The sequence below is a fragment of the Asticcacaulis machinosus genome (assembly GCF_028550435.1).
GTDB lineage: Bacteria > Pseudomonadota > Alphaproteobacteria > Caulobacterales > Caulobacteraceae > Asticcacaulis > Asticcacaulis machinosus.
In genome coordinates this window covers 98,181-111,013 of sequence record NZ_JAQQKV010000002.1, presented here as the reverse complement: position 1 = coordinate 111,013, position 12,833 = coordinate 98,181, and the positions used below count along the sequence as shown (strand labels likewise).

The window sequence follows — 12,833 nt, the reverse complement described above, 5'->3', positions numbered from 1 at the left end:
GCCATATTACTTTCTCGGGGTTTTCGGATGAGATGCGCGTCAAAAAATTATGCTCTGATGCTGCGCCAGCTTAAGACGTGCTGGCTGAGGCGTTTGATGAGGAAGTTGATGGCAAAACCGGTCAGGCCGACAAACAGTATGCAGACCAAAACGATATCGAGGCGGGCCTGTAGCTGGGCCTGCTGCATCAGGGCCCCCAGACCTGCCCCGGAGGAAAACAGAAGCTCAACCCCGATGGTCGAAATCCACGTAAAGGCCAGGGCCTGAAACAGGCCGGTGAAGATGGAGGGCAGGGCCGCGGGCCACTGGATACGCCAGAAGGTCTGCCAGCCATTGAGGCGGTAGATTTGACCGACATCGAGCAGGCGGGCCTCAACCTGCTTTAAGCCCTCAAAGGTATAGAGCACGGTCGGATAAAAGGCCGACAAGGCGACGATGATCAGCTTTGACAGGTCGCCTGAGCCAAACCACAGGCCGATCAGCGGCAGCCAGCCCAGAATCGGCACCTGACGAAAGCTGTTATAGATGGGCGAGGCAGCCCACTCGACCGGCTTTGACAGGCCCATCGCGATGCCGACCAGTGTGCCGATGCCGCCACCGATCAACAGGCCCGACAGGGCGCGGCCAAGGCTGGAGCCATAGGACAGGCCCAGTTCGCCAGAGGCAAGCATATCGGCCAGAGCCTGACTGACCTGCGCCAGTGACACAAAGGCCAGGGCGTTGGCACCGCCTTTTGCGGCTTCATGATCCCACCACAAAAGAAACAGGACGGGCGGAATAAGCCCCAGCAGCCAGACGGGTTTGAAGGCGTTTAAGTTGAGCGTTTTTAATGTCATTTGGGGCCTCACGCGGTCTTCCAGCGCAGGGCGTGCGCTTGTAAAAGCTGGAACAGGCGATCAAGGGCAAAGCCGATGACCCCGGCGACAATCACGCCGACCATGACGATATCGAGGCGGAACATCTGACGGCCCATTTCCATCATCTGGCCCAGACCGCTATCGGCCACGATCAGTTCGGCGGCCACCAGCACCAGCCAGGCGCGGGTCAGGCTTAAGCGTACACCGGCCAGAATATTGGGGACGGTGGCGGGGATCAGGATTTTGCTGATCAGCACCCACCACGGCGCACGGTACAGCGACGACACCTCGAAATAGGATTTCGGCACGCCCTTGACGCTATCGTAGGCGGCCAGTGCCACCGGGAAGAAAGCCGCCTTGGCGATAATGACGATCTTGAAGACCTCATCGATGCCCAGCAGTAGGATCAGCATCGGAATGAAGGCCAGAACCGGCACCTGACGCAAGGCCTGAAACGTAGGCCCGAACAGGCGCTCCACCGTTTTCGATAGGGCCAGCGCAAGGCCAAACAACAGCCCCAGCGACGCGCCAATGGTAAAGCCGCCTGCCAGACGGGTCAGGCTTTCCGACAGGTGGCGCTGCAATTCGCCGGTGGTGATAACCTCGCCAAAGGCCGCGATCACGGCGGTGGGGGAGACCAGCACTTCGGGCGGGAACAGCTTAAAGGCGGTCACGGCCTGCCAGACGATCAGCAGCAGCAGCGGCGATCCAATGGACAGTATTGGTTTCCAGCTAATCCTCCTCCCCTGTTTACGGGGGAGGTGGCGCGGTTTATCCGCGACGGAGGGGGCAGAGGCGGGGAGCGTTTGCCCCTCCCACCGCTTCGCGGTCCTCCCTCCCCGTAAACGGGGCGGGAGATTTAAATGATCAGGCTTCATGAGGGTTGGTCCCTTTGAGAACGAAGAACAGGTATCCGGCGGCCAGCCACAGCACCGGCAGCCACAGAAGGTAGATCGACTGCACACCGGCGAATTTGGAGACGATCCCGCCCGCCAGTGCGCCGACGCTGGAGCCGGTCATGGACGACAGGTTGAACAGGCCGGACACTTTGGATTTTTCGCCCGGGTGGGCGCTCAGGAGGCGCATGTTGATGAGGTGTACGACCGATTGCCCGGCGCTGAGCAGCACAGCCCCGATGGCGAGAGCGGCAAATCCGCTGGCTGTGCCCAGAATGATCAGGGCCAGTGTCCCCAGAACCAAGCCGATGCCGTAGGCGATCCACTTATTGAGTGTGCGCGTCAGACGTCCGGCGCTGAACAGGGCGAGCACCGTCATGGCGCCGTGGAACAGCATAATATGGACGCCGTCTTCCTTGGTGAGGCCGTTCATGTGCGCGGCCACCACGATGATGAAGGCGGCGAACAGAGAACCTGTGGCCGAGGAGATAAACTCGATGACGCAGCTTTCCGATACGTCTTTATGGCGCAGCAGATTGCGGGCCTCAGAAACTATGCCGGATGCGCTTAAGCCTTTGGGGGCCGGTTCAGCGGGGGCTTCATCGGTGAAGAAATAGAGCGACCCCACCGCCATGATGCCGAACAGGCCAGCGATAATGGCGAACGACCAGACATAATCGACATGCTGCGTAAGAACGGTCGCCAGAGCCGGCCCAATCAGGGCCAGACCGGCGGTCAGCGCGCCGCGATACCAGCCCGCCTTACCCACGCCGATACGGTGAAGCTGGGCCAGAAAGGTTGAGTTCATCGAAACGATGCGAAACGGGATACACAGGCCGATCACCAGCCGCCCGATCGCCAGACCCACAGCGCCGCTGGCAAAGGGCAGCAGCAGATTGACGATCAGCGGGCCTAATGAGGCGATGGCGTAAACGCGGCGCGCCCCGAAACGGGCAATGATGAAACCGGCAGGCACCGTCACCAGCACCATACCGATCGATTCCATCGCCATGATCAGGCCGATCTGGAAGGCATCGGCCCCGATAGCCAGGGCAAAGAACTGGGTGACGACCTTGGCCAGACCGATCGAGATACCGCTGATCAGGGCCAGGGTCGAAAACCCGGCCAGAAATACCAGCGGAGAAGGTGCGTCTGGGGCGGCAGCCAAGGGAGGATTAACTGAGGCTGCCGCCCCGGACGTTCCGCGACCAGAGGAGGATAAAGACTCTGGTGGCGAACTCATTGAACAGGTCCTGTGACCGGTGTTTCCTTCCAGAAACCTTTCAGGCCCAACTCATCAATGCCTTTATTGACAAAGGTCGGGTCGATGAAATTGCGCGTGGCGACTTCTTTTTGAACCAGCTTATTCTCAAAGGTATATTTCGACACATCATCGAAATGGGCGACAAAGCCCTGATCAATGATGGGCGAGAAATGGTCGTTCCAGTCACCGCCTTCGTTGGCATAGTCGCGCTCCAGAACGCTGGTCGGATTATTGCCGCGTGACGCCAGTTCAAGAAAGGCAGCACGGTTTTCAGGCTGCGAGGCCCAGTGCGCGGCCTTGATATAGGCGTTGACCACAGTTTGAGTCAGTTCCGGATTTTGCGTCGTGAACTCAGTGCGGGCAAACAGGCCGGTGCGCATCTTCCATTCGGGATTGGACTTGGTTGACCAGATGATGGTGCCGGCGCCCTTGTCTTCCTGAAGAATGGCCTCGGACAGGGTGAAAACCGCATCGACCTTACCGGCGGCCAGCGCCGAATAGGCCGCCTGCGGGTTAAGGTTATAGATCTTGAAGTCGCTTAGCTTAAGGCCCTTTGAGTCCAGCAACTTGGCCAGGGTCAACTCCCACGGACGGCCACGGTGGATGGCCAGAGACTTGCCCTTTAAATCCTCTATCGATTTGGCCTCCAGACCTTTGCGCACAATCAGATAGGCATTGTTGCCTTGGCCGGAAGAGGTGATGGCGCGGATGTCCACGCCACCGGATTTGGCGATCAGGGCCGGAAAATCACCGTAGCCCGCAAAGTCAATGCGCTTGGCCGCAAAGCCTTCGTTGATCAGCGGGCCACCGACCGAGGTCGGCACCGGCAGCCAGTTCAGAGCGACACCGTTTTTCTTAAGCTCCCCTTCAAGCCAGCCCTGATTGATCACCACTTGCGATAAGCCGTTAAAGGTCGGCTTGCCCTGATAGGTGTAGGAGATGGCGGCGATCGTCACCGCCGCGGGTAATTTGGCGGCAGGCGTTGAGGCCGGTTTTTCTCCGCAGGCGGCAAGGGCCGCGGTGATGCCGATAAGGCCGGTCAAAAGAGTGCGCCGAGGAAGTGCTCTGAACATGGTAATCTCCTCCCTTAGAACTTGGCCGAGACGGTCACGCCGTAAGTACGTGGATCACCGTAAGTGGTCAGGCGTGCGCCCTGCTGGGTGCCGAAGGTGAGGATTTTATAGGTCTCGTCGGTCAGGTTACGGACATAGGCCGAAACTTCCAGATCATCACCGATGGCCGCAGTGACGCGGGCATTACCAAGCGCATAGCCCTTTTGTTTCTGGTACTGAGACACCAGATAATCGAGCTTTGTGGGATCGCTTTCCTGGGCGTTAACGGTGAACCACTGCGAGGTGCGGTAGCTCCAGTCAGTGGCCAGTGTCACATCGCCAAAGCTGGTCGGGATGCGGTATTCAGCCCCAACCGTGCCTGTGAACTTGGGCGCACGGGTGAACTCATTGCCCTTACCGAACAACAGGCCGGTATTGGGGTTGTTGGGGATGAAGTCTTGCGTATATTCCGTATCAAGTGTCCCCAGCGCCGCATCAAGGCGCAGGTTCGGCGTGGGCTTGGCCGAGATATCAAGCTCGATACCCTTCGACCAGCCCTGAGCATTGATCAGGCGCGCGGCAAAGGCGGTGGTGCCGCCAGTGACGATGGGTACGCCCTGCACCAGCACCTGAGCCTTTTTATAGTCGTAATAGAAGGCCGACAGGTTGACCCTTACGCGCTTATCCCACCACTGCGATTTTACGCCGCCCTCAAAGGAATAGAGATCTTCGGGCTCAATACCGCTCGGATCAAACTGGTTTGACTGAGTGGCGCTGGCTTGGAAAGTGCCGGAACGGAAGCCGCGGGCGTGCTTGGCATAGAGCAAAACGTCGTCGGAAACCTTGTACTGAGGCGTGATATCCCACGTCCAGCGGTTCCAGGTCTTGGACGGTTCCGACACATAGGGCTGATACGGCGCCGATGAAGTGACGGATGATCTCAGCCACCACTGGCCGGTATTGGTAAAGGTAATCAGTGGCTTGGCCGTCGTGGGCGCTAAGGCTGGATCGACTGTGTTCAGGCGACGGGTCGAAGCTTCGCCCAGACCGTTCAGGATGTCGATCTTCGCATCGCGCTGTTCGGAGGTGTAGCGCAGGCCGCCGGTGATCGAGAACTTGCCGGTAAAGTTATAGGTGCCCGACCCGAACAGGGCATAGGATTTGGCTTCCTGATCATATTTCACGTTCTGGAAATAGGTGTGACGCCAGCGCTGGGCGCCAACACCGCGATCAAGATAGGCCGTGGTTTGCAGGGTGGCGGTTGAGGAATCGGACGAGAAATCCTCATAGAAATAGTGGAAACCGGCGATCCAGTTGAAGCGGTCATCGCGCGGCGAAGTGATGCGGAATTCCTGCGTGACTTGGGTGCTTTGGATATCAGCATAGGACCGCGAGCCCTCAAAAGCCGTGAAATCGCCGTCGGATTTCGAGACCTGCTGGCCGTCATCGTAAGCGGTAATCGACGTGAAGGTATAATCACCCGGCGTCCAGTTGACGGTGAAGGTCGCGCCCTTCTGGTCGGTGCGTGAAGAACCGTCGACATTGGACGAGCCGACATCCGGCGCATTGGTCGGGGTGTTGCCATAGTCATCCGCGGGGGCCGACGCGCCCTTGAAGGTGGCGTTATCCGGATAGGCGGGCTCTATGTAGCGGGCAATCGGCGTGCCGTCGGAATTGCGGGCACGTACTGAGGCCAGGACTTCGACATTGTCCGAGACCTTACCCAGCAATTGAAAGCGCAGGGCGGCATCCTTGACCTTACCGAAATCATCTTCGCCGGTGACATTGTTGGTGGCGACACCGCCGCGGTTTTCCAGACTGAACGACAAACGCGCCGCGATGTTTTCGCTGACCGGGCCGGTCACAGCCCCTTGCGCATTATAGGCATCGAGATTGCCGACGCCGACGCGGGCATAGCCGCCGGTCTCAAACTGAGGCTTGCGCGAGATATAGTGGATCGCGCCGCCGACGGTGTTTTTACCCCACAGGGTGCCTTGCGGGCCGCGCAGGACTTCGACCCGGTCAAGATCAAAGGCCGGAAACGCCTGAAACCACGGCGCATTAAGGTAGACTTCGTCAATATAGACACCGACCGGATTGACGACGTTGGCGCCCGGATCGTTGGAGCCGACGCCGCGGATGAACCAGCGCGGACGGTTGCGCGACTCGGTCTGGGCCGCCGAAGCGTTGGGGATAAAGCGCACGACATCACCGGCTGAGCGGATCTCATTACGTTCCAGTTGTGCACCGCCGACCACGGAAATGGCGGTCGGCACTTTCTGGGCGCTTTCCGAGCGTTTGTTGGCGGTGACCACGATGGTCTCGATACGGTCTTCGCGGTCGTCCTTTTTCAGGTCTTTTTCGGCCTGAGCTTCGCGGGTCACAGACTGGGCCACGTCATCGGCAGAGGCCAGCAGAAGCTCCTGCGCAAAAGCAGGTGCGGTAATCAGGGACAGGGTGGCCACCGAGGCAAGCCACAGGGTGCGGCGCGCAGATACCTGCACGACGTTCGGGGAGGTCGTCATTGGGATATTACTTTTCGTTATTTATGGCCCGTCTTGTGACGGGGCGCTTGGATAGGATCAGGCGGATACGCGGGCAGAAGCGCTGTCGGCTTCCAGCCGCTCGAACGGCACTCTGGAGATCCAGTCGGGCACGGAAAAATTGGATTTCAGGAAACCATGCTCAAACAGGAAATCCTTGAAATCAGACAGGGCATTAATAGCCTCGTCATTCAGGTAGGTATCGAGATTGTGGTGGACGTTGTCGCCGTAGGCTGCGCGCACCAGATCGGGGAAGGACGAGGTCTCACGGGCGATGAAGTCATGGGTCTCATGCGGATGCTGACGCGCCCAGTGGCCAGCCTCGACCACACGCTTGAGGAAGCGGGCGACCAGATCGGGGCGGGCGTCGAGAAGTTCGGAATCGACCGTCAGAGTCCGTGGCGCACCATTATTGATGCGCACCTTCGGATCGGGATGAAAGCCGATATCGGTGACGATGTGGGCGGCGAGGGCACGGGTGATTTCAAGTCCGGATACGCCCTTGACAAAGATGGCATCGACTTCGCCGTTCAACAGGGCTTTGATTTCAGCGAAATAACCTGAACGCCTGCGGATGCGGCGGCCGGACGTATCAATGTCTGAGCCAGCCTCAATTGTGGGCGGGGCGATCGTGTCGACCAGTTCGACATCCTTCAGGCCCAAACCTTCCAGTTCTAACGCCTTGTAATAGGCACGCAATGCGGTGGCGCGGTTGAAGTCGATGCTGCCAGGATTGACCGGCAGGGCCAGCCTGCGGCCTTTGAGGTCTTTAACCGTCTGAATGCCGGAACCGTGCAGGGTGATGATCAGCAGGGATTCATCCGTCCAGTTCAATCCGATAACGCGGGTGTCGCGGCCATTAGCCTTTGCCCAGATGGCCGGAATATTTCCTCCCTGACGGAATGAGTTTTGCAGGGTGTGGTCGAAGTGCGATTCCTTGATTGCGGGATCAAGACTTTCCTGAAGCGACTTCAGATCAAGCCCTTCGGGGGCGAATTCATCGCGGAAATAGCCCAGTTGCACGGCCAGACCGAGCGGGGTCGGCACCGGGCAGCGTGTATACCACAGGTTTGGGATTTCATAAGCGCCATCAAGGCGGACACCGGAAGGATTGCCCATGATATGAGCCTTTCTAAAAGCCGTTAAAGTCTGGGTGTCGCGCATCTTGAAACGTGGGCGCCGCTCAGACTGGGGTGATGGGGGATTGGCGACGTTGACGTCCGGCCACGAAAATCAGTAGCGCCCCATTCATATGGTCGGCGTGGTTATATTCCTACTAAAATTATTTTAATTATCAAATTAGAAATTCTGGCTTAAATCGGGAGGGTAGCTAATTTGCTATACTTTCTGAATATGGTTTGTTTCCTAAGACTAGGAAGAGTCGCAATATTCCTATCATTTTTATCAGGTTTAACTGTCAAGAGCTTGACTGGAGAATGATTTAAGAAGTGGCCAGCATGTGCCGACAGCTAACTTATCAATCGATGTCAAAACGTCGACGAAGGGGCCGATATGACCAACTCACGGTTCTATCAAAACGAAGATAGCGATCTGTCTGAGTAACAACTGCCAGGCATGCAGAACCCCGTTTTACGATATAGTTGAGATGCTTTCATCCGCCGCATGGGTGGGTAATCGATAATAAAAAGACGCGGTAATTCCGCAGGTTATGCGCCGCTGCGTTGACGACCTGTGGATTGCAAAATTACAGTAGGGAGAAGTGGTGGTTGGAGGCGGGATCGAACCGCCGACCTGTGGGTTATGAATCCACCGCTCTAACCATCTGAGCTACCCAACCACGGGTTTCTGGCCTTATCCTTCAGAGCGGATAATTCAACGCCTTTGGGGAAGGGCCACGCCTATAGCTAATAAGACCGGTGGCTTCAAGTCGATTTTGGCTGCGGGGCTGTATTATTTATCACAGCGACGATAATATCTGTGAAAGACGGGCGGCCCCTGCGTCCTGACCGTAGGTTTCAAGGGCTATGGTGCGGGCGGTCTCAGCGCGTGCAAGGGTGGCAGGCCAGTCATTCATGGTGATGGCGATGGCCTGAGCCAAAGCCTGTGGATCCTGTGGTGCGCACAGCATGCCAAATGCGGGAGAACCTGAGGGCTGCAAAATCTCACGCGGGCCGTCGATGTCGAAAGACACCACCGGTACGCCGGCGGACATGGCTTCGGTCACCACAAGTCCGAAGGGTTCTACCCTTGATGCCAGAACAAACAGATCAAGTCCCGACAGATAATCGGCAGGGCTGTCCACCCAGCCGCAAAATTCAACACGATCGCTGAGGCCAAGGGCGGCGGTCTGAGTCTCAAGGGCGGCTTTTTCCGGCCCGTCGCCCGCGATACGCAAACGCACCTCACGTCCGCCGCGTACCAGCTCAGCCACCGCCTCAAGCAGGATATCGAAGCCCTTATTAACATGCAGCCGCCCCAGTGCGCCGATGACCGGCACGCCTGTGGGGGCGGGCTTGACCGGGCGGGCCTCCAGCGGTGCAAAGTTGGGCATGTCGAAAATCTTAAGCCTGGAGTGCGATTCATGCAGGGCGTTATGCACAGCGCAGCTGACGGTTAGCGCGGCGTGGGCCTTGGCAATATCGCGTTTGAAGCGAAAATTATGGACTACGGCGACGGTCTTATCGGCCCTGCCGCTTAAGGGATGAACGGCGGTGGCGATGGCGCGGTTGCCGTGCGCTATGATCAGGTCAGGGCGAAAGTGTGCAGCTCTCTGGCGCAGGGTAAAGGCGGCCAATGGGTCATGGCTGAAATGCGAGGACACGGCGGCAAACGGTGTGGTCAGACGGGCCAGTTCGCCCTGCGGATGGCCAAGGCTGATGACCTCATGACCCGCCGACCTAAGCGCGTGATGATAGCGCACGGCCATTGTCTCCAGACCGCCACGGCCTTTGGCCAGCATGAGATTAACTATACGCATGAGGAGCACCGCCTTTTCTGGCACCTTGATTAGGAGGATTTCCGGCAGAAATCCATAATTTTGCGCAAAGGCACAGGTTTTGCCATCTTGGCGCGGCTTTGCGGATGGTTTAGGTACGTATTGGCGAAAATGCCCCCATTTTGGGAAAACTTTATCGATTTTTGCCGCCAGGAGAAAATAAGTTGTCCGATAATATTGACGAACTGGATGCAAGAATTCTTGACCTCATTCAGGAAGACGCCAATCTGTCGGTGGCTGAAGTAGCCGAGCGGGTAGGGTTATCACCGTCGCCGTGCTGGCGGCGCATCAAACGGCTGGAAGATATCGGGGTGATCAAAAAGCGCGTCACTGTGCTGGATCCGGATAAGCTGGGGCTGGGGTTTGAAGTCTATGCCGGCATAAAGCTGTCGGTGCCGTCGCGGGAGAATCTTGAGGCCTTTGAGGCCAATCTCGACAAATGGCCGGAAGTGGTGTCGTGCGCCACGGTCACGGGCCGCGAAGACTATATGCTGCGGATCATGACGCGCGACATGCACGCCTATGATGACTTCCTGCGCGATCAGTTGCTTGCCTCCGATTTGGTGTCTTCGGTTGAAAGCCGGATCATTGTCCGATCCATTAAAACCACTACGGCCGTACCGCTGAAGCTGGTGATTGGTGACCGTATGACGAATTCGTAAAACTAGATTGGAATTTTTTCTCTTGAATCATTCCAATCAGCCGCCATTGCGGCGGCGGCCAAGGCGGCGGATGCTGCCGCCCGGCGAGGGCAAAAGAAAGGCGGGATATGAGGCGGCTTTGGGGGCGATTGAGTGCAGTTTTGGCCGCAGGCGTCATGGCGTGCACGGCCCTGCCGGTGCCGATGTTGGTATTGGCGCAGACGGTCGACCCTGACTCTGATCTTGGCCGGTTCCGCGCTCTGCGGATTGAGGCTGCCCGCGCGGTGCAGGCCAGGGAATGGGATAAGGCGGTCGCCGCCAGCGATGAGGCCCTGATCATCATGCCGTCATCGGGGGCCTTGCTGCTGTTGTCGGCGCAGGCCCGCGTCGGGGCGGGCAAGACGGCGGAGGCCAAAGCCAGCCTGCGTGATTATCTGGCGCGTGGCATGGTCGTCAGCAAATCCAGCTATCCGCAACTGTCGCCGTTGTGGGACGCAAAGCTTGACCAGCAACTGATCGCCAACAGTGAACCTACCGGCACGTTCAAACCCTTGCAGCGCCATGTGGCCTTAAGCGTCGCCGAAGGGCTGGCGATTGAGCCGAAATCCGGCAAGACCTACCTTGGCGCGCTTAGCCGCGGGGCGGTTAATGTTGTCAATAATGGCGTGCTCAATCCGCTTTATACCTTGGCCGACGGTGTGGGAGCCTATGGGCTGGTTCTGCGGGGTGATGACCTGTGGGTAGCGACCTCATCGGGGGCCGTCACCAAAGGCTATGATCCGGCAAAGCCCGCCGTGGCCGAAGTGCTGCAGATCGACCGCCAGACCGGGCAGGTCAAAGGGCGGTTTAAAGACGACACGGCACCGCGCCGGTTCGGCGATATTTACGCTGGCAAAACTGATCTCTATGTCAGCGATGGCCAGAAGGGCGAGGTTCTGCGTCTTAATAACTACAGCGGTGCCTTTGAGGTGCTGATTCCCGAAGGCTATATGGGCTCGCCGCAAGGCCTGGTCGAAAACGAAGCGGGCAATGTGTTGATTGTCTCTGATTACAGTTCCGGGCTTTACCGGATCAATCTCGATAGCGGCGACATGGATCGGCTGGAAGCGCCCGCGAACATAACCCTGCTGGGTATAGATGGTCTGGCTCGTCATGGCAATGACCTGATCGCGGTTCAGAACGGTATCAAGCCTGACCGGATTGTGCGCCTTCGGATGTCTGCCGACTGGAAAACCATCAGCCGGGCCGAAACCCTGCTGCGCGGAGGCGAAGGGCTTCGCGAACCGACCGGACTTCAGGTGGTCAGCAATAAACTGATCTTCATTGCCCGCAGTCAGTGGTCGGATGTCGGGGCGGATGGTGCTCCGCTCAGTGTCACCCCCGGCCCTGCCATAGTGGGCGAGATTGAGTTAGAGCGCATTCCGAAAAGTGTTCCACGGTTTTCGGAACCAGATGCGCGTCAAACAAGGCCGTAGGATATGCCCATGAAGCCCCGCCTGAAACTCGATATCGGTTTTAAAGATCTGTTGTCAGTGTTCATGCCGGTGGCCGAGGATGAGGCGTCACTAAGACTAAAGATCACTCAGGGATTTGGCGGCGACCGGCCCGTGGTGGCGGGGTTATCGGTGCGCACCCTGTTTGATGCAGCACTTACGGTGCTGATTCCTGAACTGGGGGCAAAATCTGTTGTCATGAGCGCGGTCAATATCGAAACCATGCGCATGATTGCCGAAAATCACAGCCTTGATGTCCATGCCGTCGATATCGTCTCGGAAACGCTTCTGCCGACGGCGGAGGCGCTTGAGCGGGCCTTGGAAGACAGCGGGGCCCGTATTGTGGTCATCGCCCAGCTTTATGGCGCGGTATCAAGCTTGAAACCGCTGGCCGAGGTCTGCCGCCGTTATGATGCGGTGCTGATCGAAGATGCGGCTCAGGCTTTTTGCGGAAATTTCCACCTTGGTGATCCGTCCGCCGATCTAAGCCTGTTCTCATTCGGGCCGGTCAAGCGGGCGACGGCTTTGGGCGGTGCCGTGGCGGTGGTGAGGTCACCGGAACGGGCTGAGGCTATGAGCGCGATCCTTAGTCACTGGCCTATGCGCGGCGATGGCTGGCTGCGGGCGCGGGCGGTGAAGATTGCGGGGCTTAAACTGGCGTCGTTGCCGCTGATTTACGGCCTGATTATCCGGTTGCTGGAGCGGATGGGTATGGACCCGGACGCTACGATCGGACGACTGGCGCGCGGATTTGCCGCCGGCAATATCCTGACCCAGATCCGCTACCGCCCGCCGCGCACCCTGCTCAGGTTGCTGGCGCGCCGACTGGGGCAGGTGCATGACCTGAAAGGTCGCCGCAACCGCGCCATAGAGGTGGCGATTGGCCTGCCCAAAGGTGCGACCCTGCTGGCCACTGAGGCTACAAAGAACGCCTATTGGGTTATGCCGGTGGTGTGCGGTGATCCGGATGAGGTGGTGGTGCGCGCACGGCGTCAGGGCATAGATGTAACGCGTGGCGCGACTTCCCTGCGGGCCTTCGGCAGTCCCCGTCAGGCCCCGGCGGCGCATAACCTGATCCGGCGGGTGGTGTACTGGCCTTTGTAATTCAAGAGGTTGATGTCTTCACAACGG

General features: G+C 58.4%; 10 protein-coding genes and 1 tRNA gene. 3 read left to right on the top strand and 8 right to left on the bottom strand.

What is annotated here, in order from left to right; all coding sequences use genetic code 11:
- Positions 1-47: 47 nt before the first annotated feature.
- The 8 genes from PQU98_RS09005 to PQU98_RS08970 all read right to left on the bottom strand — a co-directional run bounded on the left by PQU98_RS09005 (position 48) and on the right by PQU98_RS08970 (position 9,550).
- Positions 48-836, bottom strand: coding sequence for an ABC transporter permease (locus PQU98_RS09005; protein ID WP_272744612.1), 789 nt, complete (start codon positions 834-836; stop codon positions 48-50).
- A gap of 8 nt (positions 837-844) precedes the next feature.
- Entirely contained in the window at positions 845-1,531 is a 687-nt protein-coding gene (locus PQU98_RS09000; protein WP_272744611.1) for an ABC transporter permease, read from the bottom strand.
- A 193-nt stretch (positions 1,532-1,724) separates the two neighbouring features.
- Complete coding sequence (locus tag PQU98_RS08995) at positions 1,725-2,996, bottom strand: MFS transporter (RefSeq protein ID WP_272744610.1); 1,272 nt, start codon at positions 2,994-2,996, stop codon at positions 1,725-1,727.
- Positions 2,993-4,090 carry an ABC transporter substrate-binding protein gene (locus tag PQU98_RS08990; protein ID WP_272744609.1) on the bottom strand — a complete coding sequence of 366 codons (1,098 nt, stop codon included), beginning with the start codon at positions 4,088-4,090 and terminating at the stop codon, positions 2,993-2,995. The genes PQU98_RS08995 and PQU98_RS08990 overlap by 4 nt, the downstream gene beginning before the upstream one ends.
- A 14-nt stretch (positions 4,091-4,104) precedes the next feature.
- Positions 4,105-6,594 (bottom strand): TonB-dependent receptor, encoded by a 2,490-nt coding sequence (locus PQU98_RS08985; RefSeq protein ID WP_272744608.1) that lies wholly within the window; start codon positions 6,592-6,594, stop codon positions 4,105-4,107.
- A 57-nt stretch (positions 6,595-6,651) separates the two neighbouring features.
- Positions 6,652-7,731: an ABC transporter substrate-binding protein gene (locus tag PQU98_RS08980; RefSeq protein WP_272744607.1), complete on the bottom strand. Its 1,080-nt coding sequence runs from the start codon at positions 7,729-7,731 to the stop codon at positions 6,652-6,654.
- 602 nt (positions 7,732-8,333) lie between these two features.
- Positions 8,334-8,410: transfer RNA gene (locus PQU98_RS08975), tRNA-Met, on the bottom strand.
- A gap of 120 nt (positions 8,411-8,530) precedes the next feature.
- Positions 8,531-9,550 carry a glycosyltransferase gene (locus tag PQU98_RS08970; protein ID WP_272744606.1) on the bottom strand — a complete coding sequence of 340 codons (1,020 nt, stop codon included), beginning with the start codon at positions 9,548-9,550 and terminating at the stop codon, positions 8,531-8,533.
- A 182-nt stretch (positions 9,551-9,732) separates the two neighbouring features.
- Here PQU98_RS08970 and PQU98_RS08965 point away from each other — a divergent pair, with 182 nt between their 5' ends.
- The 3 genes from PQU98_RS08965 to PQU98_RS08955 all read left to right on the top strand — a co-directional run bounded on the left by PQU98_RS08965 (position 9,733) and on the right by PQU98_RS08955 (position 12,806).
- A complete protein-coding gene (locus PQU98_RS08965; protein WP_272744605.1) occupies positions 9,733-10,230 on the top strand; it encodes an Lrp/AsnC family transcriptional regulator in 498 nt (165 codons plus the stop codon).
- A gap of 128 nt (positions 10,231-10,358) precedes the next feature.
- A complete protein-coding gene (locus tag PQU98_RS08960) occupies positions 10,359-11,684 on the top strand; it encodes an NHL repeat-containing protein (protein ID WP_272744604.1) in 1,326 nt (441 codons plus the stop codon).
- A 3-nt stretch (positions 11,685-11,687) separates the two neighbouring features.
- Positions 11,688-12,806, top strand: a complete 1,119-nt coding sequence (locus PQU98_RS08955) for a DegT/DnrJ/EryC1/StrS family aminotransferase (RefSeq protein ID WP_272744603.1) — start codon at positions 11,688-11,690, stop codon at positions 12,804-12,806.
- Positions 12,807-12,833: the final 27 nt, after the last annotated feature.